21 protein-coding genes are annotated in these 23,796 nt (G+C 72.3%); 13 read left to right on the top strand and 8 right to left on the bottom strand.

The window, feature by feature from the left end:
• Positions 1–173 precede the first annotated feature (173 nt).
• Together EDD90_RS12185 and EDD90_RS12180 are read left to right on the top strand one after the other, a co-directional pair.
• Positions 174–635, top strand: a complete 462-nt coding sequence (locus tag EDD90_RS12185) for a hypothetical protein (protein WP_123973027.1) — start codon at positions 174–176, stop codon at positions 633–635.
• Positions 636–943: 308 nt separating this feature from the next.
• Positions 944–1,393 carry an ATP-binding protein gene (locus EDD90_RS12180; RefSeq protein ID WP_123973026.1) on the top strand — a complete coding sequence of 150 codons (450 nt, stop codon included), beginning with the start codon at positions 944–946 and terminating at the stop codon, positions 1,391–1,393.
• A gap of 91 nt (positions 1,394–1,484) precedes the next feature.
• Here EDD90_RS12180 and EDD90_RS12175 read toward each other — a convergent pair whose 3' ends face one another.
• The gene (locus tag EDD90_RS12175) at positions 1,485–2,519 is read right to left on the bottom strand and encodes a DUF2637 domain-containing protein (protein WP_123973025.1); all 1,035 of its coding nucleotides are present in this window, start codon (positions 2,517–2,519) and stop codon (positions 1,485–1,487) included.
• A 329-nt stretch (positions 2,520–2,848) separates the two neighbouring features.
• On the bottom strand, positions 2,849–3,673 hold the full coding sequence (locus tag EDD90_RS12170; protein WP_123973024.1) for a (2Fe-2S)-binding protein: 825 nt from the start codon (positions 3,671–3,673) through the stop codon (positions 2,849–2,851).
• 165 nt (positions 3,674–3,838) lie between these two features.
• On the opposite strand from EDD90_RS12170, the gene EDD90_RS12165 reads away from it, so the two are divergent.
• A complete protein-coding gene (locus EDD90_RS12165; RefSeq protein WP_123973023.1) occupies positions 3,839–4,606 on the top strand; it encodes a GntR family transcriptional regulator in 768 nt (255 codons plus the stop codon).
• A 259-nt stretch (positions 4,607–4,865) separates the two neighbouring features.
• On the opposite strand, the gene EDD90_RS12160 is transcribed toward EDD90_RS12165, so the two are convergent.
• The 3 genes from EDD90_RS12160 to EDD90_RS12150 all read right to left on the bottom strand — a co-directional run bounded on the left by EDD90_RS12160 (position 4,866) and on the right by EDD90_RS12150 (position 8,081).
• Positions 4,866–5,369: a DUF2231 domain-containing protein gene (locus EDD90_RS12160; RefSeq protein WP_123973022.1), complete on the bottom strand. Its 504-nt coding sequence runs from the start codon at positions 5,367–5,369 to the stop codon at positions 4,866–4,868.
• A 78-nt stretch (positions 5,370–5,447) separates the two neighbouring features.
• Positions 5,448–6,215, bottom strand: coding sequence for a hypothetical protein (locus EDD90_RS12155; RefSeq protein ID WP_185149051.1), 768 nt, complete (start codon positions 6,213–6,215; stop codon positions 5,448–5,450).
• 168 nt (positions 6,216–6,383) lie between these two features.
• Positions 6,384–8,081 (bottom strand): PucR family transcriptional regulator ligand-binding domain-containing protein, encoded by a 1,698-nt coding sequence (locus EDD90_RS12150; RefSeq protein ID WP_123973020.1) that lies wholly within the window; start codon positions 8,079–8,081, stop codon positions 6,384–6,386.
• 375 nt (positions 8,082–8,456) lie between these two features.
• Here EDD90_RS12150 and EDD90_RS12145 point away from each other — a divergent pair, with 375 nt between their 5' ends.
• From EDD90_RS12145 to EDD90_RS12125, 5 genes are all read left to right on the top strand, one after another.
• Positions 8,457–9,347 (top strand): xanthine dehydrogenase family protein subunit M, encoded by an 891-nt coding sequence (locus EDD90_RS12145; RefSeq protein WP_123973019.1) that lies wholly within the window; start codon positions 8,457–8,459, stop codon positions 9,345–9,347.
• Complete coding sequence (locus EDD90_RS12140; protein WP_123973018.1) at positions 9,347–9,916, top strand: (2Fe-2S)-binding protein; 570 nt, start codon at positions 9,347–9,349, stop codon at positions 9,914–9,916. Before EDD90_RS12145 ends, EDD90_RS12140 begins: the two co-directional genes overlap by 1 nt.
• Positions 9,917–9,921: 5 nt before the next feature.
• Positions 9,922–12,306, top strand: coding sequence for a xanthine dehydrogenase family protein molybdopterin-binding subunit (locus EDD90_RS12135; protein ID WP_123973017.1), 2,385 nt, complete (start codon positions 9,922–9,924; stop codon positions 12,304–12,306).
• Positions 12,307–12,461: 155 nt separating this feature from the next.
• Positions 12,462–13,922: an NCS2 family permease gene (locus EDD90_RS12130; RefSeq protein ID WP_123973016.1), complete on the top strand. Its 1,461-nt coding sequence runs from the start codon at positions 12,462–12,464 to the stop codon at positions 13,920–13,922.
• A gap of 50 nt (positions 13,923–13,972) precedes the next feature.
• On the top strand, positions 13,973–15,124 hold the full coding sequence (locus EDD90_RS12125) for an XdhC/CoxI family protein (RefSeq protein WP_123973015.1): 1,152 nt from the start codon (positions 13,973–13,975) through the stop codon (positions 15,122–15,124).
• A 179-nt stretch (positions 15,125–15,303) separates the two neighbouring features.
• Here EDD90_RS12125 and EDD90_RS12120 read toward each other — a convergent pair whose 3' ends face one another.
• Positions 15,304–15,957: a Crp/Fnr family transcriptional regulator gene (locus EDD90_RS12120; RefSeq protein WP_260327824.1), complete on the bottom strand. Its 654-nt coding sequence runs from the start codon at positions 15,955–15,957 to the stop codon at positions 15,304–15,306.
• A 112-nt stretch (positions 15,958–16,069) separates the two neighbouring features.
• Positions 16,070–16,510, bottom strand: a complete 441-nt coding sequence (locus EDD90_RS12115; protein ID WP_123973014.1) for an SRPBCC family protein — start codon at positions 16,508–16,510, stop codon at positions 16,070–16,072.
• Positions 16,511–16,693: 183 nt separating this feature from the next.
• Between EDD90_RS12115 and EDD90_RS12110 the strand changes: the two genes are divergently transcribed.
• The 5 genes from EDD90_RS12110 to EDD90_RS12090 all read left to right on the top strand — a co-directional run bounded on the left by EDD90_RS12110 (position 16,694) and on the right by EDD90_RS12090 (position 21,292).
• Complete coding sequence (locus tag EDD90_RS12110) at positions 16,694–17,716, top strand: DUF2278 family protein (RefSeq protein ID WP_123973013.1); 1,023 nt, start codon at positions 16,694–16,696, stop codon at positions 17,714–17,716.
• Positions 17,717–17,807: 91 nt separating this feature from the next.
• Positions 17,808–19,040: a cytochrome P450 gene (locus EDD90_RS12105; RefSeq protein ID WP_123973012.1), complete on the top strand. Its 1,233-nt coding sequence runs from the start codon at positions 17,808–17,810 to the stop codon at positions 19,038–19,040.
• Positions 19,041–19,172: 132 nt separating this feature from the next.
• On the top strand, positions 19,173–19,814 hold the full coding sequence (locus tag EDD90_RS12100; protein WP_123973011.1) for a phosphoribosyltransferase: 642 nt from the start codon (positions 19,173–19,175) through the stop codon (positions 19,812–19,814).
• 15 nt (positions 19,815–19,829) lie between these two features.
• A complete protein-coding gene (locus EDD90_RS12095; RefSeq protein WP_123973010.1) occupies positions 19,830–20,252 on the top strand; it encodes a TIGR03668 family PPOX class F420-dependent oxidoreductase in 423 nt (140 codons plus the stop codon).
• Positions 20,253–20,335: 83 nt separating this feature from the next.
• Positions 20,336–21,292 carry a serine/threonine-protein kinase gene (locus EDD90_RS12090; protein WP_123973009.1) on the top strand — a complete coding sequence of 319 codons (957 nt, stop codon included), beginning with the start codon at positions 20,336–20,338 and terminating at the stop codon, positions 21,290–21,292.
• Positions 21,293–21,308: 16 nt separating this feature from the next.
• Here the strand turns inward: EDD90_RS12090 and EDD90_RS12085 are convergent, their stop codons facing one another.
• Positions 21,309–23,708: a SpoIIE family protein phosphatase gene (locus EDD90_RS12085; protein ID WP_123973008.1), complete on the bottom strand. Its 2,400-nt coding sequence runs from the start codon at positions 23,706–23,708 to the stop codon at positions 21,309–21,311.
• Positions 23,709–23,796 lie beyond the last annotated feature (88 nt).

Genomic DNA, 23,796 nt, shown 5'->3' with positions numbered 1-23,796 from the left:
GCACGTCAACGGGGCTGGGATGGTTCCAGGGCGGCGGAACGGGCGCTGTCCGTTGCGATCGGCGCAGGCGACCGCCGATGCTTCTGGTGTCGCACCGACCAGGGCCGGACCGACCAGTCGGCCGAGTCGCGGCAACCCACTCGCACAGCACACACAGAACACGGGGAACAGACATGAGCAGCAAGACCCGCGCCGCCCTCGCCGCCGGCGTCCTCGCCGTCGCCCTCGGGCTCGGCGCCACCGCCCAGGCCTCGGCCGGCTCACCGCGCACCGTCAGCGGCTCCCCCGCCGACAACATCACCCGCATCGCCGACTTCTACGGCGCCTACATCGACGCCGAGAGCGACCCGGACACCGGCAGCCACCTGGCCACCGCCCTGCGCGCGTACTACATCGACCCGACCTATCTGAAGAAGCTGACGGCCTGGGAGAACCGCGAGCACGCGGACGGGGTGCTGCGCGCCCAGAACACCCCGCTCAAGTGGAAGGTCACGGACAACGGCACGGCGAACTACACCGAGGCCGTCATCACCTTCACCTGGGGCAGCAACAGCTCCACGAAGGTGGTCGTCGACATGAACCGCCGCACCCACAAGATCATTCACATCGGCACCACGGGTCTCGGGGGCAAGTAGCCGGCAGGGCGGGTTTTCGGCCAGCTTCGACGGTGCCGCTGACCGCGTGAAACAGCTCCGGGGGGTGCGCGAGGGGCTGTTTCACGCCTGGTCCGCGGCACCGTTGGCGCGTACGGGACGGTCCGGGAGACGACGTACGAGCCGGGGCGCGCGCGGGACATGGCCGAACACCCCGGCGTCATCTCCGTGACATGACTGGCCCGTGCCCGAGCGGGCATGGATCCCCGTGAACGTGTTCGATCAGGAGGGGATCCGGCAACAGCGTGCGGGCGGGGGTCATGAAGAGTCAGGCACGAGGGGGCGGTCCCGTGGCCATCGGGGCCTCCTCGGCGAAGACGGCGGGGGAAGAGACCGACACGACGGAACGGGGACACCCGTCGCAGCTGAGTCGCCGGCTGGGGCGGGCGGATCTGCGGGCGGTGCCCGAGGCCCGCAGGGAACTGCGGGAACTGCTGCGGCACTGGGGGAAACCCGGCCGCTCCGAGATAGCGGAACTGCTCACCAGCGAACTCGTCACCAACGCACTCGTCCACACCGACCGCGAGGCCGTGCTGACGGCCGTCGTCGGTCCGAGCCAGCTACGGGTGGAAGTAAGGGACTTCGTGGCCCGTCGGCCGCGCGTGTGTGTACCGGGCAGCGGCGACGGCACGCACGGCCGGGGCATGGTGCTGGTCGACTCCCTCGCGGACGCGTGGGGCGTACAGGCGCACGAGGTCGGCAAGTCGGTGTGGTTCGAACTGGACGCGGAGGCCGCGTAGCCGCCTCCCCGTATTTTCCGTATACGACGGGACGGGGGCGTGACCTTCAAGGTCACGCCCCCGTCCCGAGGTGTCGTACGGCAGCCGGTGCTTAACCGAACTGCTGCTCAAGGTCCTTGAGCTTGCGCTCCAGCGAGTCGAGCCGCGGCAGCGCCATTGTGTCGTCCTCCGCGGTCAGGTCGACCGTGATCGGGTCAGACCCTTTGCGGACCGGCTGAAGGGAGGGCCGAGAGCGTACGGGCAGTTCCGGCGCCGATATGGCAGGCTCCGCAGCGGCCTGGGAGGGCGCGCGCTCGACCTGGTGCACTTCGTCCTGACGGCCGAGGCGCCCGGCGAAGCCACGGTGGCCGCGGCTTATGGCCTTGAGCTGGGCCCGCTCCAGACGTTCCTGCTCGCGGCGGCGCAGGCGGTTCTGCTCGCTCTGCCGCTTGTCCTCGCGTACCTCGTCGACCGCCTCGTCCAGGGAGCGCACGCCCTCCAGCAGCATCAGCGACCAGGCCTTGTAGGTCTCGCGAGGGGCACGCAGCCAGCGCACGATACGGATCTGCGGCAGCGGACGCGGCACCAGACCCTGCTCACGCAGGGCGGCCTTGCGGGTCTGCTTCAGCGCGCGGTCGAAGAGGACGGCGGCCGAGAGCGACATGCCGGAGAAGAACTGCGGAGCACCGGCGTGGCCGCCGCCCCGGGGCGCGTGCACCCAGTTGAACCAGGCGGACGCGCCCGCGAACGTCCAAACGAGGATCCGGGAGCCGAGCGCCGCGTCGCCGTGGCTGGCCTCGCGCACCGCGAGGACGGAGCAGAACATCGCCGCGCCGTCCAGGCCGAACGGCACGAGGTACTCCCAGCCGCCGCTCAGGTTGAGGTTCTGCTGGCCGAAGCCGACCAGTCCATGGAAGGAGAGTGCGGCGGACACCGCCGCACAGCAGAACAGGAGCACGTAGGAGGCGGTGGCGTAGATGGCCTCCTTGCGTCGACGCCGCTCCTCGCTGCGCTCCCACGAGTCGTCCTTCGCGTGCTCCCCGCCGGACCGCTTGGAGCGCGTCAGCACCGCCACCGCGACCAGCATGCCCAGGAGCAGTACGGCGCCGGGAAGCAGCCAGTTCAGCGATATGTCGGTCAGTCTCATCTAGGGGTCCCTTGCATTGGGATAGGGCGTATCGCCCGCCATAGTGGCCCAATCCCAGCGGCCCTCAGGGGGTTTCGGGGCAAGAGGCCGCCAAGGAAGTGCAAGGGGATGCCCCAGGGCGGCATTCTGCTCGAACTGCCGCATGAGGGGGCGGAGTTGAGTTCGAGTAAGACTACCCATACGGGTGGTTCCTCGGAAAGTTCCTGCGACAAGTGAGGAAGTTGTGAATTCACTGTCGACGCAGGAGTGACCTCGCCAACGGTGATCTTAGTGGATGCCGTACGGTGCTCCGGCCTCGGGGCACGTCCCGGGGCCGTCCTGAGGGCGTCTCAGGCCGCCGCGGCTGCCGCGAGTTTGACGATCCGGTCGTCGTCGCAGGTCCGCGGGCAGGTTGGGCAGGTGTCCGAGGGGCGCACGGTGTAGAACATGCAACAGCTCACCCGGTCCCGGGTGGGCAGCGGTTCCCCGGCCGGACCGGTCAGCGTGCGGAAGGCCGCCGAGCCGACGTACGGCTGGGTGGCGCCGGGGAGGAGCCGTTCGAGTTCGCGTACGGCCCGGTCCTCGTCGTCGAGCAGATGGGCGACGTACCAGAGCCCCTCGACGATCTCGTCCGTCGCCATGCCCCACAGTGCGCGCCCGCGCCGCCGCATCCGCGGGCCGAAGCCGCCCAGGACCGGTTCCAGGTGCTCGGCGACGGCTGACCGCACCTTGGCCCGCAGCGCCTCCTCGTCGGCGACGACGACGGCGCCGGGCAGCGCCGCCGCCGGGTCGCCCGGGAGGCAGGCGAACGACGCGACGCGTACGGCCATCCGGCCGGCCGTGCGGTCGTAGGAGACATGGGTCACGGGCAGCCGCGGAACCCGGCGGTGCAGGAACCACGGGACGGTGATCAGGAGACAGGCGGGCCAGGCGTACCGGTGCAGGCCGAGGCTCGCCACCACGTCCGGGCGTGCCCGCTGTCCGTAGTCCCGCAGCACCTGGTCCTCGTCCCAGGCGAGGAAGGCGTCCAGGGCGGGACCGCCCGCCGCGAGCTCGGCGGCGCCGATCCACCCGTCGCCCCGGGGTGCCGTCCCGTCCGGCCCCAGTTCCGTGACCGCCAGCCCGGAGCAGGCCTCGGTGAGGCGGGCGTAGGCGGCGGAGACGGGGGACGTCATGGGCTACCACCGATCGGACTGCCGGGCCGGCTGCGAGATAAGTAAGCCTTACCTTACCCATCTGTTCGGAAATTTGAACTATCGCCTTGTGCGCCTAAGGTGCTTGACGGACAAGTAACAACCCGCCGTTAATGACCCAAGTGCCGACGACCCGGAGGAGGACCCGTGAAGCACGACGCGCACGCGGCTCCCGCCGAGACGGCCAGGGTGCCGGCGCAGACGCGGTCCGAGGAGACGGCGGCCAGGGGGTCCGGATACGCCGCCGGTGCGCCGTCGGCCCGGGGCGAGCATACGCACAGTGAGCGGCCGATCCCGCAGCCGAGGCCGGCCGTGCAGCGGGCGTCCGTGCGGGGACAGATACTCGACGCGCTGCGTACGGCACTGGTGAGCGGTGAGCTGGCACCGGGCGAGGTGTACTCGGCGCCGGCGCTGGGGGAGCGGTTCGGGGTCTCCGCGACGCCCGTGCGCGAGGCCATGCAGCAGCTGGCCCTGGAGGGCGCGGTCGAGGTCGTGCCCAACCGCGGGTTCCGGGTCGTGGAGCGGGGGGCGCGGGAGCTCGCCGAGCTGGCCGAGGTGCGGGCGCTGATCGAGGTGCCGGTGATGATGCGGCTCGCGCGCAATGTGCCGGCCGAGCGGTGGGCCGCGTTGCGGCCGCTGGCCGAGGAGTCGGTGCGGGTGGCGGCGACCGGGTCCCGGGCGACCTATGCGGAGGCCGACAGGGCGTTCCACCGGGCGGTGCTGGCCCTTGCGGGCAACGAGCAGCTGGTGCAGATCGCGGAGGACCTGCACAGGCGGGCGCTGCCGTTGCGTGGAGTCCGGGCGGATCTGATGTCGGACGCGGCGGAGCACTCGGCGTTGCTGGAGGCGTTGATCGCGGGGGAGTTGGATGCGGTGCGGGCGTTGGTGACCGGGCATTTCGCCGACGCGAGGTGAGAAGGGCCGACAGGGCATCGCCGGAGGGGTGCGGATCGGGTGCCGGGTGCGGGTCCGTCGTGGCTGGTCGCGCAGTTCCCCGCGCCCCTGAAGGGGCGCTTCACAGCCGTATCTCTTAGTTCCAGCTGCGGGCAGTCGTGCCTCCCTCAGAGGGGGGAGCCCAGGGCGGCACGGGTGGGCGCGACGGCACCCTGCAAGCGCCGGTAAGCGTCCCCGCCCGCACCCCAGCCCCCACCCGCCCGCACCCGGCCAAGGCGGCTCAGTTCCCCTGCGCCGCCGTCTTGTCGTACGCGTCGTGCCACGCGGCCTTCGCGCCGGAGTCGCCTATGCGGTAGACGTCGACGACCGCACCGGCCGCCACGGCCACCGACAGCACGCCCACCACGATCCGCACCGGAAGGGACGACAGGCGTCCGCCCCCGTTGCGGTCCTGCTCCTGCCCGCCGCGCCGGGTCGCCCACCACACGACCGTGGCCAGTACGAACAGACCCAGCGCCCACGGCAGCAGTCCGTCGCCCAGCTCGGTGTGCCGGCGGACCAGGGAGTCCTCGGTCACATGCCGTTCCAGCCACTCGCCGGCCTGGGTCGTCAGCGGCACGCTGACCAGGGCGACCAGGGCCAGTGCGGGCAGCAGTACGCCGAGCCGCCGGGCGACGCGCGGCCACAGCGCGGCCGCCACCAGGGCGAGGGCGGTCAGCGGGACCAGGACGACGACGATGTGGACCAGCAGGACATGGGCCGGCAGTCCGTTGACAGTGCTCATGGCGAAAGCGCTCCTGAAAGGGTGGTCGAGGCGCGTCACACTGGCACAGCCAACTCTCAGTTTCCTCTGAGGCGGGTCTCAGGCGGTCGCCGCTCCCGGGGTGGGCGGCGTCAGCTGCCGTGCCAGCCAGGTCGGGACACCCCCCAGCAGCCGGAACAGCCGCCCCGCCTCCTCCCGCAGCCGCGAGGCCTCCGGCTCCGACTCCGCGTCGGCCAGGGACGCCAGCGCCGGTGCCGTACCCACCAGATAGCCCAGCTCCTCCCGGATCCGCAGCGACTCGGCGAAGCCGTGCCGTGCCTCGCTCAACTCGCCTTCCCGTAGGGCCAGTCCGGCCAGGTGGCGCCAGGTGAAGGACAGCAGCAGCGGATCGGCGTGGGCCGTGGCGGCGGCGTGTGCGCGGCGGTAGGCGGCGCGGGCCGCCTGTGGGGAGCGGGTCAGGTTCTCCGCCAGCAGGCCCCGGCGGAAGTCGAGCAGCGCCCTGTCCGGTGCCCCCGGCGGGATCAGCGCCGCCGCCCTCCCGAGCGCGGCGCGCGCCTCGTCGGCCCGGTCCCGTACCCCGTGCAGCGTTGCCGCGTAGGCGAGTTGGCCGCGCTCGCAGGCGGCCGCCCCCCGCTCCTCGTCGGTGCGGGCCTGCGCCTCAGCCGTCCGCAGCGCGTCCTCGGCCTCTTCCCAGCCCCGCTCGGTGTACAGACACCGCTCGACCATCAGCCCGGCCCGCTGCAGGGAGTACGTCGCTGTGTCCGACGGCAGCAGGGCCGCCGCGTCGGCCCAGCAGGCCCGCGAGCGCAGCCGCCACACCGCGGTCTGGAGCGGATCGTCACCGGTGTTCGTTCCGTTCCCAGACATGGCGGAATACGCCACGTTGCCCTCCCCTAGCGCGCCGTCGAGCAGTGAAGTGGTGGCGGCATTCCAGCATTGATCGCCGCGCGGGGCCAAGAGGGTGGGTGAATAATTTCACAAAGTCGTGGGACGGCGACGGCACTTGGCGCGGACCGGTCGCAGGCCCGCGTGACCTCAGCTCATCCGCAACGCCAAGAAGAAATCGAGCTTGTCCTCCAGCCGGGACAGGTCCCGGCCCGTCAACTGCTCGATCCTCCCCACGCGATAGCGCAGCGTGTTGACGTGCAGGTGGAGGCGGGTGGCGCAGCGGGTCCAGGAGCCGTCGGACTCCAGGAACGCCTCCAGAGTGGGGATCAGTTCGGCACGGTGGCGGCGGTCGTAGTCGCGCAGGGGGTCCAGCAGGCGGGCGGTGAAGGCGCGGCGGACGTCGTCGGGGACGAAGGGGAGCAGGAGGACGTGTGAGGCCAGTTCCTGGTGGCCGGCCGCGCAGACCCGGCCGGGACGGGCGGCGGCCACCCGGCGGGCGTGCCGGGCCTCCTCCAGGGCGCCGCGCAGCCCCTCCGCCGAGTGCACGGCCGCGCTGACACCGAGAGTGACCCGGCCGTCGCCGTCGAGGCCCGCCGACAGCGGGTCCCGTACGGACTCCAGGAGCACATCGGCGTGGATACCGGAGTCGGAGCCGTCGTGCTCGGTGGAGACGGCGGGCAGCGGGACGAGGGCGATCGCCTCGTCGCCGGTGTGGGCGACCGCTATGCGGTCGGAGGGCTCCGGGCCGGTGGCCAGCGGGTCGACCAGGATCTCCTCCAGGAGGGACTGGGCGACCGGGCCGCCCTCGACCTCCCCGCCGTCCCATTCGACGCGGGCCACGACCACCTGCCAGTGCGGGGCGGCGCCCAGGCCCGGCAGCAGCACGGGTGCGGCGACCCGCAGCCGGGCGGCGATCTCGGCGGGCGCCGCGCCCGTCTGCACCAGTTCGAGGACCTCCTGGGCCAGCCGGCGCCGTACCGTGCGGGCCGCGTCGCGGCGGTCGCGCTCCACCGCGATCAGCTGGGTGACCCCCTGGAGCAGGTCGAGCCGCTCCTCGGGCCAGTCGCCGGCGTCGGCCTCGACCGCGAGCAGCCAGTCCGACAGGACCGTCTCGCGCACGTCCCGCGCGCCCTGCGAGGAGCGGCCTCCCCCAGCTACCGCCGGGCGGTGCCCCCAGCGGATCGGGAAGAGGGAGTAGGCCGTGGCGCCGACCAGGACGCGGTGCGGGCCGCGGCGGCCGGTGCGGGTGGCGGCGAGGTGCTCGGCGGCCAGCCCGGCGCAGACGTCGGCGGGCAGCGCGGGCCCCGACACCTTGGAGCCCGCGATCAGGCGGCCCGTCGGGGACAGCACCCAGGCGCGCAGGTCCAGGTCGGAGCCGAGCAGGTCCAGGACCACGTCCGGGCCGCCGCCCGCCGGACCCGAGGTCATCATCCGGCGGTGCCGGTCGACGACGGCCGCCAGGTCCCCGGCGCGCTCGCCGCTGACCTGCCGTACGACATGCTCGGTGATCGTCGCGAACGCCACCGACTCGTGTACCGCGAAGAGGGGCAGACGGTGCCGGGCGCAGGCCACGACCAGGTCCTCCGGGACGTCGCCCAGCTCGGCCTCGCCGGCCGCCAGCGCCGCCACCCCGGCCTGCACGAGCAGTCGTACGAACGGTTCGGAGTCCGCCGCGTCCCGGCGCCAGGCCAGGCCCGTCAGCACCAGCTCGCCGCCCGAGAGGTAGCGGCTGGGGTCGCGCAGATCGGTGGTCATGACCCCGCGCACGGTACGGTCCAGCTCGTCCTCGCCGCCGAGCAGCCGCAGGCCCAGCGCATCGGTGTCCAGCAGTGCGCGCAGCCGCATCTCGTCGCCGCCGTTCTGTGTCTCGAAATCTACGATGAATCTTGAAGGGTCTCGGAAGAGGCGCTCCGGTGCGCGGATCCGCAGGCCGTGACCGGGGGCTGCCGGACCGCGACCGGCGGTCGCCAGGGCGTTTCCAGCGTTTCCACTGGAAAACCAGGAGGTTACTGATGACCTCCGTTCATACGAATCTACAAGATGGCCGTGCTGGCCAGCCAACTCCTTCATGGTTTCGGTGACTGACCCCGCTGGAGTACGGGGCGGTGTACTGACCTCGTCCCGCGTAAACAGGACATGAACGAGCCGCGCCCGCCGCACACGGATTGGCTCAATCCGCACGACTCACGTGACTCAACGAGACGGAGAAGAGAGCCGGTCATGGACTTCCTTCGCCCCGCCAGCTGGGAGGAGGCGCTCGCCGCCAAGGCCGAGCACCCCACCGCAGTGCCGATCGCGGGCGGCACCGATGTGATGGTCGAGATCAACTTCGACCACCGCCGGCCCGAGTACCTCCTCGACCTCAACCGCGTCGGAGATCTCTACGAATGGGAGGTCGGCGAGGAGAGCGTACGGCTGGGCGCCTCCGTGCCGTACACCCGGATCATGGAGAACCTGCGCGCCGAGCTGCCGGGCCTGGCCCTCGCCTCGCACACGGTCGCCTCCCCGCAGATCCGCAACCGCGGCGGCGTCGGCGGCAACCTCGGCACCGCCTCCCCGGCCGGCGACGCCCACCCTGCGCTGCTCGCGGCGGGCGCCGAGGTCGAGGCCGAGTCGGTGCGCGGCACCCGGCTCATCCCCATCGACGACTTCTACACCGGCGTGAAGCGCAACGCGCTCGCCCCCGACGAGCTGATCCGCGCGGTCCATGTGAAGAAGGCCGACGGCCCGCAGCAGTACTCCAAGGTCGGCACCCGCAACGCCATGGTCATCGCCGTGTGCGCCTTCGGGCTCGCCCTGCACCCGCAGACGCGGACCGTGCGTACGGGGATCGGCTCGGCCGCCCCCACGCCGGTGCGCGCCAGGATCGCCGAGGACTTCCTGAACGCTGCGCTCGACGAGGGCGGCTTCTGGGACAACGGCAAGATCATCACCCCGTCGGTCGCCAAGCAGTTCGCGGACCTGTGCGCCGCCGCCTGCAACCCGATCGACGACGTCCGGGGCACCGCGAGCTACCGCCGCCACGCGGTCGGCGTGATGGCCCGCCGGACGCTCACCTGGACCTGGGAGTCGTACCGCGGCACCACTCAGCAGAAGGGGAGTGTCGCCTGATGCGCGTCAACTTCACCGTCAACGGACGCCCGCAGGAAGCCGACGACGTCTGGGAGGGCGAGTCCCTGCTGTATGTGTTGCGGGAGCGCCTCGGCCTGCCCGGCTCCAAGAACGCCTGCGAGCAAGGGGAGTGCGGGTCCTGCACCGTCCGGCTGGACGGCGTCCCCGTGTGTTCGTGCCTGGTCGCTGCGGGCCAGGTGGAGGGCCGTGAGGTCGTCACCGTGGAGGGGCTCGCGGAGTACGCCAAGGAGCGCGCGTGCGGCACCTCCTGCGGGACCTCGCTCGACGAGGCCAAACGGTGGGCGGCCAAGGGGCATGACTCCCAGACCGGCGAGGGCACCGAACTCTCCCCGGTCCAGCAGGCGTTCATCGACGCGGGTGCCGTCCAGTGCGGCTTCTGCACCCCGGGTCTGCTGGTCGCCGCCGACGAGATGCTGGAGCACAACCCCAACCCGACCGACGCGGACATCCGCGAGGCGCTGTCGGGCAACCTGTGCCGCTGCACCGGCTACGAGAAGATCATGGACGCGGTCCGCCTCGCGGCCGCCCGGCAGGGAGAGGCGGTCTGAGCCGGATGCCCACCAACGGCGCTCCCACGAAGATCACCCAGGGTTCGCAGACCCGGGGCGGCATCGGCGAGTCCATGCTCCGCCCGGACGGCATCCTCAAGGTCACCGGCGAGTTCGCGTACTCGTCGGACATGTGGCACGAGGACATGCTCTGGGGCCAGATCCTGCGCTCGACAGTCGCGCACGCCGAGATCGTGTCGATCGACACCAGCGAGGCCCTCGCCCAGCCCGGTGTCTACGCCGTCATGACGTACGACGACCTCCCCACCGAGGTGAAGAACTACGGCCTGGAGATCCAGGACACCCCGGTCCTCGCGCACGGCAAGGTGCGCCACCACGGCGAGCCGGTCGCCATCGTCGCTGCCGACCACCCGGAGACCGCCCGCCGCGCGGCCGCGAAGATCAAGGTCGAGTACCGGGAGCTCCCGGTGATCACCGACGAGGCCTCCGCCACCGCGCCGGACGCGGTCCTCGTCCACGAGAACCGCGACGACCACCACATCGGCCACGTCTCGCACCCGAACATCGTCCACCGCCAGCCGATCATCCGCGGCGACGCCGACGAGGCCGCCAAGAAGGCCGATGTCATCGTCAAGGGCGAGTACTACTTCGGCATGCAGGACCAGGCCTTCCTCGGCCCCGAGTCCGGCCTCGCGGTGCCCGAGGAGGACGGCGGCGTCCACCTCTACATCGCCACCCAGTGGCTGCACAGCGACCTTCGCCAGATCGCGCCCGTGCTCGGCCTGCCGCCGGAGAAGGTACGGATGACGCTGGCCGGCGTCGGCGGCGCGTTCGGCGGCCGCGAGGACCTGTCGATGCAGATCCACGCCTGCCTGCTGGCGCTGCGCACCGGCAAGCCCGTGAAGATCGTCTACAACCGCTTCGAGTCCTTCTTCGGGCATGTCCACCGCCACCCCGCCCGCCTCTACTACGAACACGGGGCCACCCGCGAAGGCAAGTTGACGCACGTCAAGTGCCGGATCGTCCTCGACGGCGGCGCGTACGCCTCCGCCTCCCCGGCCGTTGTCGGCAACGCCTCCTCGCTCGGCATCGGCCCCTACGTCGTCGACGACGTCGAGATCGAGGCCATCGCCCTCTACACCAACAACCCGCCCTGCGGCGCGATGCGCGGCTTCGGCGCGGTCCAGGCGTGCTTCGCCTACGAGGCGCAGATGGACAAGGTGGCCGCGCAACTCGGCATGGACCCGGTGGAGTTCAGGAAGCTGAACGCCATGGAGCAGGGCACCGTCATGCCGACCGGCCAGCCGGTGGACTCGCCCGCCCCGGTCGCCGAACTCCTGCGCCGCGTCAAGGCGATGCCCCTGCCGCCCGAGCGGCAGTGGGAGAGCAGCGAGGGCGCCGACGTACGGCAGCTGCCCGGCGGCCTGTCCAACACCACCCACGGCGAGGGCGTCGTACGCGGCATCGGCTACGCGGTCGGCATCAAGAACGTCGGCTTCTCCGAGGGCTTCGACGACTACTCGACCGCGCGTGTGCGGATGGAGGTGGTCGGCGGTGAGCCCGTCGCCACCGTGCACACGGCCATGGCGGAGGTCGGCCAGGGCGGGGTCACCGTCCATGCGCAGATCGCCCGCACCGAGCTGGGCGTCGCCCAGGTGACCATCCACCCGGCCAACACAGAGGTGGGCTCGGCGGGTTCGACCTCGGCCTCCCGGCAGACGTACGTCACCGGCGGCGCCGTGCGCAACTCCTGCGAACTGGTCCGGGAGAAGGTCCTGGAGCTGGGCCGGCGCAAGTTCGGTACGTACCACCCGGCCTGGGCGACCGCCGAACTGCTCCTGGAGGGCGGCAAGGTCGTCACCGACGCCGGCGAGGTGCTCGCCGATCTCGTCGACGTCCTCGGCGACGAGGCCGTGGAGATCGAGGCGGAGTGGCGGCACCGGCCGACCGTCCCCTTCGACCTGCACACCGGGCAGGGCAACGGCCATGTCCAGTACAGCTTCGCCGCGCACCGCGCGGTCGTCGAGGTGGACACCGAGCTGGGCCTGGTCAAGGTGATCGAGCTGGCCTGCGCCCAGGACGTCGGCAAGGCGCTCAACCCGCTCTCCGTCGTCGGCCAGATCCAGGGCGGCACCACCCAGGGCCTGGGCATCGCGGTGATGGAGGAGATCATCGTCGACCCGAAGACGGCCAAGGTCAGGAACCCCTCCTTCACCGACTACCTGATCCCGACCATCCTCGACACGCCGACCATCCCGGTCGACGTCCTCGAACTCGCCGACGACCACGCGCCGTACGGGCTGCGCGGCATCGGCGAAGCACCGACGTTGTCCTCGACTCCGGCCGTCCTCGCGGCGATCCGCGACGCGACGGGCCTGGAGCTGAACAGGACTCCGGTACGCCCGGAGCACCTGACGGGCAACGCCTGAGCGGCGATGTCGTAACGCCGCACCCCCGGCGCCGGGCAACTGATCGATCCACGGCCACCCCGGCGCCGGCCGGCAAGTGAGTACCCCCGTTCGTCTCGGGCCGTCCCCCGGGTCGTGCACATCCCAACCCCCTTTGAACCTTGGGAGACGGCACCATGGCCCAGCAGTCACTGGAGCCCAGGACCACACCCGAGGACGCGGGAGCAGGCACCCGCGTCCCGGCCGGACGGTCCTGGCTCGACCGGTACTTCCACATATCCCAGCGGGGATCGAGCGTCGTGCGTGAAGTGCGCGGCGGCGTCACCACCTTCATGGCGATGGCGTACATCCTCCTGCTCAACCCCCTGATCCTGTCCGGCAAGGACGCGGCCGGCGACACGCTCGGCCAGAAGGCGCTCATCACGGCGACCGCGTTCGCCGCGGCCTTCACCACGCTGCTGATGGGCTTCGTCGGCAAGGTGCCGCTCGCGCTCGCCGCCGGCCTCTCCGTCTCCGGAGTCCTGTCCTCCCAGGTCGCCCCGCAGATGACCTGGCCGCAGGCGATGGGCATGTGCGTGATGTACGGCGTCGTCATCATGCTGCTCGTCGTCACCGGCCTACGCGAGATGATCATGAACGCGATTCCGCTCGCGCTCAAGCACGGCATCACCATGGGCATCGGCCTGTTCATCGCCCTCATCGGCTTCTACAAGTCCGGCTTCGTGCACCAGGGCAAGGCCACCCCGGTCACCCTCGGTCCCGCGGGCGAACTCGCCGGCTGGCCCGTGCTGCTCTTCGCCGGTACCCTGCTGCTGATCTTCATGCTGCAGGCGCGGAACGTCCCGGGCGCCATCCTGATCGGCATCATCGGCGGCACGGTCGTGGCGGCCGTACTGAACGGCCTCGGAGTCATCGATCCCAAGCAGTGGGCCAGTGGGGCCGCCCCCGCACTGCACGGCTCCGCCGTCTCCATGCCCGACTTCTCGCTCTTCGGGCACGTCGAGTTCGGCGGCTGGGGCAAGGTCGGCGCGATGACGGTCGCGATGATCGTCTTCACCCTGGTGCTCGCCGGGTTCTTCGACGCGATGGCCACCATCATCGGCGTCGGCACGGAGGCCGGGCTGGCCGACGACAGGGGCCGGATGCCGGGGCTGTCCAAGGCGCTGCTGATCGACGGCGCGGGCGGTGCGATCGGCGGGGTGGCCGGCGGCTCCGGCCAGACCGTCTTCATCGAGTCGGCCACCGGCGTCGGCGAAGGGGCCCGTACCGGTCTCGCCTCCGTCATCACCGGCCTGTTCTTCGCGGCCTGTCTCTTCTTCACCCCGCTCACCGCGATCGTCCCGCAGGAGGTCGCCTCCGCCGCCCTGGTGGTCATCGGCGCGATGATGCTGGCGAACGCCCGGCACGTGGACTGGGCCGACCGGGCCACCGCCGTTCCGGTGTTCCTGACGGTCGTTCTGATGCCGTTCACCTACACCATCACCACCGGAGTGGCCGCCGGCGTGATCTCGTACACCGCCATCAAGGCAGCTCAGGGCAGGGCCAGGGAAATCGGGGCCTTCATGTGGGGCCTGACAGGGATCTTCCTGGTCTATTTCGCCCTCCATCCCATTGAGAGCTGGCTGGGCGCGCGTTAGCCGAGCCGAGCAAGACCATCCGAGCAACCGCCGTTCGAGGAGACCGAGAGATGCTGGACATCGCCGAGGAGCTGAACCGGTGGGTCGCCGAGGGCCGTGACTTCGCCGTGGCCACGGTGGTGGCCGTCGGCGGCAGCGCCCCGCGCCAGCCCGGCGCGGCCCTCGCGGTCGACGCCGACGGCATCGCCGTCGGCTCGGTCTCCGGCGGTTGCGTGGAGGGCGCCGTCTACGAGCTGTGCCGGCAGGCGCTGGAGGACGGCGAGACCGTCCTGGAGCGCTTCGGGTACAGCGACGAGGACGCCTTCGCCGTCGGCCTGACCTGTGGCGGAGTCATCGACATCCTCGTCACCCCGGTCCGGGCGGACGCTCCCGCCCGGCCGGTGGTCGCGGCCGCGCTGGCCGCCGCGGCGCGTGGGGAGGCGGCTGCGGTCGCGCGGATCGTCACCGGGCCGCAGGAACTGCTGGGCCGTGCCCTCCTCGTGGACGCCGACGGCTCCTGCGCGGGCGGCTTCGGAGCCCACCCCGAACTGGACCGCACGGTCGCCGCCGAGGCGATCGCCTTCCTGGACGCGGGCCGCACCGGGACCCTGGAGATCGGAGAGCAGGGATCGCGCTGCGGAGCACCGCTCACGGTACTGGTCGAGTCGTCCGTCCCGCCGCCCCGGATGATCGTCTTCGGCGCGATCGACTTCGCGTCGGCGCTGGTCCGCGTCGGCAAGTTCCTGAACTACCACGTGACGGTGTGCGACGCGCGCCCCGTGTTCGCCACGAAGGCCCGCTTTCCCGAGGCGGACGAGATCGTCGTGGAGTGGCCGCACAAGTACCTGGAGCGGACGCAGGTCGACGCCCGCACGGTCCTGTGCGTCCTCACCCACGACGCCAAGTTCGACGTCCCGTTGCTCCGGCTCGCCCTCCGCCTTCCGGTGGCGTACGTCGGCGCGATGGGCTCCCGCCGCACCCACCTGGACCGCAACGAGCGACTCCGGGACGTCGGCGTCACGGAATTGGAGCTGGCCCGCCTGAGGTCGCCGATCGGTCTCGACCTCGGTGCCCGCACCCCCGAGGAGACGGCCCTGTCGATCGCCGCCGAGATCGTCGCCAACCGCCGCGGCGGCACCGGTCTCTCCCTGACAGGCGCACACACCCCGATCCACCACGACGTGACACCGGCCCCGACGGGGCGGATCGGGTCGGTGGCCTAGCCTCCCCCCGGTGGCCAAGCCGGCATTGTGCGGAGCGCCCGGTCCGTTCCCCCGATTGCCGTACCGGTCCGGGCGCCAGGGGACGATGGAAGCGTCTCGTCGGCCGTCTTACAGCGTCAAATGACGCATTCGGCGCCGGGAGTTCCGTTCTCATGCATCAGAGGTGCAAGCGGGGCGGGTCACTCCTCGGCCCAGCGCCGTAATCCGGCCAGGTCGAGTACGACGGTGCGGCCGCGGCGCGTCGCCACCAGGCCCTCCTGCTGCATGGCCCGCAGACAGCGCACCACCGACTCCCTGGACGCCCCGGTGGCGGCGGCCAGTTCACGCTGGTTGACCTGGACGGAGACGGCGCCGGGGAGCGTCTCCGGCGCGGCCGAGCCGTACTGGACGGCGAGCTTCACAAGGAGGCCGGCGACCCGAGCCCGGGTGGTGCGGGCGCCCTGTTCGGCGCGCAGCCCGTCGGAGTCCCGTAACCGGCCCACGACACTGCGCAGTACCGACAGACAGAGGCCGGAGTCGCGCTCCAGGAGCCGTACGAAGGCGTCCGAGGTCACCACCACGCCCTCCGTGCGGCGCATCGCGGTGACCGTCGCGCCCCGGGGTCCGCCGTCTATGCAGGCGAGTTCGCCGAGGAGTTCACCGGGGCCGCGCAGGGCGAGCAGGCTGGTGTAGCCGTTGGCCGAGTCGACCGTCGCCTTCACCAGCCCGCCGGTGAGCAGGACGACGAAGTCGGCCTCCTCGCCCTCCCGCATCAGCACCTCCCCGCGAGCCCACCCGCGCGGGTGCCCGGCCTCCCGCAACAGCTTCACTTCCCCGGGCGAGTAGAGCGCCACCCCCGAGCCTCCCCGGCCACGTCGACCCACGGTGACCGTTCGGCACCGGAGGGCCACTGTCCATCGTGCGGCCGGGCTCTGCCAAGGGGCCGGCGGCCGTACGGTGCCGCGCTCAGGGCTGCCGGAGCAGTGCGTTGACGGCCCGCCCGAACACCGCCCGGGAGGTCCGGTACACCAGCGGGTCCAGCGCCGACGGCAGCCCCCGGATCCGCAGTTCCTCGCGCCAGACCACCCGGGTACGGCCGCCGGGTCCCGGGTGCACCTGCAGTTCCGCCCAGCCGAGCACGACCCGGCCGTGCTTGACGAGGCGGCACCGGCCGGAGCCGCCGTCCTGCGGCGGATGCCAGACGGTCACCTCCATGGGATCCTCGAAGGAGAGGGGTCCGAGACCGGAACGCGCCACGAAGACCGTGCCCTCGTGGGTCGGGGGATCGGTGAGCACGGTGATCCGGGTCAGCGGGACCACGTCGGCGTGCCGGGACCACTCCGTGAGCCGACGCCACGCCTCGTCGATCGGCAGCGGGGCCGTGCGTTGGAGGAGGAAGTTGACCACGGCACGATCGTAGGGAACCGGCCACCGGAAACGGGGCGTGCTCCGGCGTGTTCACAGGACCGTCAGTCAGGACCGACAGACAGCACCCACAGATTCGTCCAACGCCGGCCGGTACCGGCCGGGGCACCCTACGATTTCCGTCATGGCGGGCAAACCGCCCGCTTTCACGGGGAGTTGGTCATCATGCCGTTGAAGACCTATGGCGTACTGATCACGCGGGCTGTCGGCACCCGGCGCGAAGGCGCCGCCGACACCCCGCACTACCAGATCCACCTCACGGACGACCACGGCGTCCACTACCGGGCCGCGGTCAACGTCCTCTCGCAGCAGAAGCCCGCCGATCTGCTCTACCTCGTCGACGACGACCTGAAGCACCCGATCACGGCCCGCCTGGACGGGCTGACGAGCGGCTGGAACACCCTGCCGCCCGGGCCCGGCGGACCGAACCTCGACTTCGTGCGCGGCAACCTGTTCGACCCGTCCCATATGCGCACCCTGCCCGCGGACGCGAGCGGCCCCGACAACGACCTGGCCGACCTCCTGGACCACTACGTACGGCGGGCGGTCGACGACCCGGACGCCCGGCTGTACGTCTTCGGTGAGCGCTTCGGCCCCGAACCCACTGTCAAGGACAAGGTGTTCGGCTTCCTGCCCGGCAACGGCGTCCACGACATCCATATGAACCAGGGCAACAGCGGCCGCTTCACCAGCGACGACGGGGTCTGGCAGGACGGCGGACTGCTCATCCGCTTCCCCGGCGACGGCCAGGGCCAGGAGCGCTGGGTCGGGATCTTCCTCGCCTTCCAGAGCCAGGGCTGGCACACCGACGACGTCACCGGCCACACCCTGCCCGGCGTCGACATCTCCCGTCCCGCCCCCGGCGACCAGCCGGTGCGGATCGTCGCCGCGCTGGTCAACCCGGCCGGCCCGGTCCCCGAGCACGAGACGGTCACCCTCCTCAACGCCTCTCCCGCCCCGGTCGACGTCACCGGCTGGCGCCTCCTGGACCGCATCGGCCAGGCATCCCCGCTGCCGGCCGGTCCGCTCGCCCCCGGCGCCACCCTCGCCGTACCGCTGACCAACGGTGCCCAGCTGGGCAACCACGGCGGTGAGGTCACCCTCCTCGACGCGGCCGGCCTCAAGGCGCACGGGGTGTCCTACACGGCCCAGCAGGCGGCCCGCGAAGGCTGGTGGGTCGTCTTCTGACGGGACTGCGCACAGCCCCTGTCGTGGCGGCGCGGCGGTACGGCACCATGAGCGCGGTCCGTACCGCCGTCGTCGTCCCGGGGGGCGTCTCATGGAACGCGAACTGCACGACAGGCTCGACGACTTGATGCGTGAGCCCTATCCGCTCTACGCACGGGCGCGGGCGGCGGAGGGGCTCGTCCACGTGCCCGAGCTGGCCGCCTGGCTGGTCGCCCGGGACGCGGACGTACGAGAAGTCCTGCGCCGTACCGAGGAGTTCTCGTCGGCGAACGCGTTACGGCCCGACGTCATGCCCTCGCCCGCCGCGCTCGCGGTCCTTGCCGGCGGCTTCGGCGCGGGGCCGGTGGTGGTCACCTCGGACGGCGAGCTGCACCAGCGGCTGCGCGCCCCGCTGGTGCGCGCGCTGTCCCCCGCCCGGGTCGCGGCGACCGTACCGTACGCCCGTGAGCGCGCCGCCGCGCTCGTCGACGGGTTCGCCAAGGACGGCGGGGTGGAGCTGATGGCGGCCTACGCCAGGCGGCTGCCAGGTGATGTCATCGGGCGGATCGTCGGCCTCGACCCCGCCGACGTGCCCCTCGTCGTGCACGGCGGGCACCGCGCCGAGGAGCTGCTGTTCCGGCCGCTGCCGGAGGCCGAGCAGATCGCCGCCGCGCAGGACGTCGTCGCCATGCAGCACGTCCTCGACCGCTGCGCCCGCGACCGCTACACGCGCCCCCGTGCGGACCTGTGCACGGAGATCGTCGCCTCCGTGGCCGAACCCGGCCACGCCGAACTCCCCCTGGAGCAGCGGCACGAGGCCGTGGCGCATCTGCAGAACCTGCTGATCGCCGGGCACCTGACCACGACCGCGCTGATCGGCACCACCCTCCTGCACCTGCTCGGCCACCGGGAGCAGTGGGAACTGCTCCGCGAGCAGCCCGAGCTGATCCCGGCGGCGGTGGAGGAGGCGGTGCGCCACGACGGCCCGCTGCAGGGCTTCCGCCGGGTCACCACCCGGCCGGTCACCCTCGCCGGCACCGAACTCCCGGCCGGAGCCGAGCTGTTCGTGGCCTTCGGCGCGGCCAACCGTGATGCCTCGCGGCACCCCCGCCCCGACACGTTCGACATCACCCGGTCCGCGCCCGCCCGCCACCTCGGCTTCGGCTTCGGCGCGCACGCCTGCGTCGGCGCCCAGCTGGCGCGCGAACAACTCCGCATCACGGTCGAGGAGTTCACCCGGCGACTGCCGGGGCTGCGACTCGCGGACGGCCATCCGGGCACCATGCGGCCGACGATGATCCATCGCTCGCCGGAGGAGCTGCGCCTCACCTGGCCGGCGGATTAGGGGTGCGGCTCAGGGGCGGTACACCCGGCCCCGGCACGACTTATAGAAAATGTGTGCGAATTTTCTGGCCGTGTTCGGTGTCGGGTGTGACCATGGGATGAGGGGGACCGACCCCGGCGGAGAGGACGTCCCATGCGCTACCGGGACCGCACCCAGGCCGGCCGCGAACTCGCCGCCGCGCTGGTGAAGTTGCATGACGAGGGCGAGCTGCCGGACCCCGTCGTGCTGGCGCTGCCCCGGGGCGGCGCGGCGGTGGCCGTGGAGGTCGCCCGGGAGCTCCGGGCCCCGCTCGATGTGCTCGTCGTACGCAAGATCGGAGCCCCGGACCAGGAGGAGTTCGGCGTCGGCGCCATCGCCGGGGACGATCCGCCGCTCCTCGACCGTGCGACCCTGGCCCACCTGGGCATGACCGAGGAGTCCCTGGCTCCCGTGGTGGAGCGGGAGCGGCTGGAACTGCGCCGCCGTGAGCACCGCTACCGGGAGGGCCGCCCGCCGCCCGAGCTGCGCGGCCGTACCGTGATCGTCGTCGACGACGGTCTCGCCACCGGCTCCACCGCCCGCGCCGCGCTGCGCCACGTACGGCACCGGGACCCCGCCCGGACCGTGCTCGCCGTCCCCGTCGGCGCGCCCGACTCCCTCGACGCGCTCGCGGCCGAGGCCGACCTCGTCGTCTGCCCGTACCGGCCGGCCTTCTTCAGCTCGGTCGGCCAGTGGTACGACGACTTCGGGCAGCTGACGGACGCCGATGTGCTCGACGCGCTGCGCGGGGTCTGACGGGGAGGCGGTGCGGTGCCGGAGCTGGCCGAGGCGGAGGCGCGGCGGCGGTTCGCCGCGGCCAGGGTGGCCCGGCTCGCGACCGTCGACGGGACCGGCCGCCCGCATCTGGTGCCGGTCGTCTTCGCGCGGTACGGCGCCGACGGCATCGTCACCGCCGTGGACCACAAACCCAAGACCACGCCCCGCCTCAAGCGGCTGCGCAACATCGCCGCACAGCCGTCCGTGTGCCTGCTCGTGGACGCGTACGACGAGAACTGGGACCGCCTGTGGTGGGTCCGGGCGGACGGCGAGGCGAGGGTGGTCCCCGCCGACGTGATCGTCGTCGGGCCGCTGTGCGAGAAGTACCCGCAGTACCGGGAGCGGCCCCCAGGCGGTGCGGTCATTCTCGTCACGGTGTCCCGCTGGACCGGCTGGCAGGCGGCCCCGGACGGGTGAGGTGTCCGTCCGCCGTTTCGCGGAGGCACTGTGCCGCTGGATACGATTTGATCAGGTTTCGGCTGCTACGGGGCGGACATGTGATGGCGACGCGCATCGCGGGTTACGAGGTCCAGGGCGAGATCGGCCGTGGCGGAATGGCCGTCGTCTACCGTGCCACGGATCTGCGGCTGGACCGCACCGTCGCGCTGAAGCTGCTCGCCCCGGAGACGGCCCGCAACGACACCTTCCGCCGCCGTTTCACCCATGAGTCGCGCGTGGCCGCCGCCATCGACCACCCCCACATCGTGCCGATCTTCGAGGCCGGCGAGACGGACGGCGTGCTGTACATCGCGATGCGCTACGTCCCGGGCCCGGATCTGCGCGCGCTGCTGGACCGGGAGGGCGTACTGCCGGTGGACACGGCGCTGCGGATCGCCGCCCAGGTGGCCTCCGCGCTGGACGCGGCCCATGAGCACGACCTGGTGCACCGGGACGTGAAGCCCGGCAACGTCCTGCTGGCGCGGGGCACGGACAGCGAGCACCCCGAGCACGTCTATCTCACGGACTTCGGGCTCACCAAGAAGTCGTTGTCGCTGACGGGGTTCACGACGGTCGGCTCGTTCGTCGGCACCCTGGACTACGTGGCGCCGGAGCAGATCTCGGGGCGCCCGGTGGACGGCCGGTGCGATCTCTACAGCCTCGCCTGTGTGGTGTTCGAGATGCTGGCCGGCGGTCCGCCGTTCGTCCGGGACGAGGACATCGCGTTGCTGTGGGCGCACCAGTACGACCGGCCGCCGGCGCTGAGCGAGGTGCGCTCGGGGCTGCCGCCCGAGTTCGACGACGTGTTCGCCAGGGCGCTGGCCAAGGCCCCCGAGGACCGTTACGGCACCTGTCTGGAGTTCGTGGGCGCGCTGCGGACCGCCGCGTACGGTGCCGGGCCGGGGGAGCGGACCCCGGTGCACCAGGACCCGTCCGCCGACGGGACCCGCACCGTCGGCCGGGACACCCCGGTCACCTCGCGCCCGCCCGCCTGGGCCCGCCCGGTGTTCGGCCCCTAGTCTGCGCCTGGCCTGCTCAGTCCTCGCTGAGGAGCTGCTCGGCCCACACCGTCTTGCCGGTGCCGGCGTGCCGGGTGCCCCAGCGCCGTGCGAGCCGGCCGACGAGCAGCAGTCCGCGTCCGCCCTCGTCGAAGGTGTGGGCCCGCCGCATGTGCGGGGCGGTGTTGCTGGAGTCGAAGACCTCGCTCGTGAGGGTGTGGTCGTCGTGGATGAGCCGGAGCCGGACGGGCGGGCGGCCGTAGCGGAACGCGTTGGTGACCAGCTCACTGACGACCAGCTCGGTGACGAACGCGGCCTCCTCCAGCTTCCAGGCGGCCAGCTGCTCGGTGGCCAGCCTGCGTGCCTCGGCGACGGCGGCGAGGTCGAAGGGCAGCTCCCAGGTGGCCACCCGGTCGGCGTGCAGGGCCCGGGTGCGGGCGACGAGCAGGGCGATGTCGTCGTGGGGGCGATGGGTGAGCATGGACGTCAGGACCCGGTCGCAGACGCTGTCCAGGCTCTGGGCGGGGCGGGCGAGCGCGGCGAACATCTTGCCGAGGGCGTCGTCCATGCCCTGGTCGCCGGGTGCGAGCAGGCCGTTGGTGTAGAGGGCGATCAGGCTGCCCTCGGGGAGTTCCGTCTCGTACGACTCGAAGGGCATCCCGCCCAGGCCCAGCGGGGGTCCGGCCGGGACGTCGAGGAAGCGGACGGCGCCCGCGGTGACCACGGCCGGCGGTGGGTGGCCGGCCCGGGCCGCGGCGAGCCGCCGGGTGACGGGGTCGTACACGGCGTACAGGCAGGTCGTGCCGACGCCGTCGGCGGCCTCGTCGTCGGCGTCGTCCGCGGTACCGGCGTCCTCGGCGGCGAGGTGGTCGGAGAGGTCGTCGAGGTGGCTGAGGAGTTCGTCGGGCGGCAGGTCGACGTCGGCCAGGGTGCGGATCGCCGTACGGACCCGGCCCATGGTGGCGGCGGCCCTGGTGCCGTGGCCGCGGACATCGCCGACGACGAGTGCGACCCGGGTACCGGACAGCGGGATCACGTCGAACCAGTCGCCGCCCGTCCCGTTCCGGCCGGCGGACGGCACACAGCGGGTGGCGATGTCCAGGGCCGCCTGCTCGGGCAGCCTCCGGGGGACCAGGCCGCGCTGGAGCGTCATCGTGGTGGTGTGCTGCCGTACGGCCTGCTCGGTGCCGTGGATGCCGGTGGCCGCCCGCGCCGCCAGCTGCTCGGCCAGCCACAGATCGTCGGCGTCGAACGGCTCGGCCCGCCGGGTCCGCCCGAAGAGGGCCACCCCGAACGTGACGCCGGCCGCCCGGAGCGGCACCGCCATCACCGAGTGCACCCCGCTCTCCCGGACCCAGGCGATCGCCCGCGGATCCTCCCGCGCCCACCGGGTCACGGCCGCGTCACCGGCCGAGTACACCGCGCCGCGCCCCTCGGCCAGACTGCGGCCCGAAGGCGACCAGGGCGGGCAGTGCAGCACATCGCCGGAGGGGTGGGGGAGCGGCGGTGTGCCCGGGGCCGACCGCAGGGCGGCCCGGCGGAAGACGAAGCCGCCCGGCCGGGGCGTGTCCAGCAGGTCCACGGTGCAGATGTCGGCGAAGGCGGGGACGGCGACGTCGGTCAGCTCCCGTGCGGTGCGCTGCACGTCCGAGGTGGTGCCGATGTGCACCCCGGCCTCGCTGAGCAGCAGCATCCGCTGCCGTACCAGCTGCTCGGACGGTTCGGAGCGGGCCGTCAGGGCCACCGCCCGCAACCGCCCGGCCGAGTCCGCCAGCGGAACGATCCGTACATGCCATTCGTGCTCGGGTTCGGCCGGGTCCAGCCGGAGCCGGAGCTCCTGCGTCCCGCCGCCGTCCAGGGCCCGCCGCATCCCGGACTCGGCCTCGGCGCTGCCCTCGTACGGCGCGATGTCGGTCAGCCGCAGCCCGCGCATCGTCCCCTCGGCGAGAGACAGCGTGCGCTGCATTCCGGCGGTGGCCCGCACGAGCCGCAGCCCCTCGTCGAAGACGGCGGCGACCCAGGGGGACTGGTCGAAGGCCCATTCCCCCAGAGGCCGGCCGGCTGCGGTCGGCGGCAGACCGGTCACGGCGGACACCACCTGCCACTCCCTGCCGCCGGGCCGGTCACCGGAGGGCCGGCGGTGGACCAGCACATCGCGGTCCAGCCGGTGCCCGTCCCGGTGCCGCAGCGCCGCGGTCCCGCTCCAGCGGGGCACCTCGGCCGCCTCCCGCCACGCGCCGCCCGCCGGCTCGGCGAGCAGCCGGGCGGCCTGCTGCCCCAGGATCTCGGCGGGCGGATAGCCCAGCAGCACCCTGGCCCCGTCGCTCCAGCCGGTCACCACGCCCCGCTCGTCCACGGTCACCGCGGCGGTGTGGGCTCCCTGCGGTACGACGTGGGTCTGTGCCCGCTTGCTGGGAGAGGTGGGACATCGTTCCATCGCCGCTCATCCTTCGCGGAGCCTGCACGGCCGGCACTCTCCCCAGGATGATCCCGGCCGGGACCGAGCACCAATCCGCTTGTCCTGC

Source organism: Streptomyces sp. Ag109_O5-1 (genome assembly GCF_003814875.1).
GTDB lineage: Bacteria > Actinomycetota > Actinomycetes > Streptomycetales > Streptomycetaceae > Streptomyces > Streptomyces sasae.
Note: the sequence above shows the minus strand (reverse complement) of the source record. Positions and strands in the feature narration are given on the sequence as shown.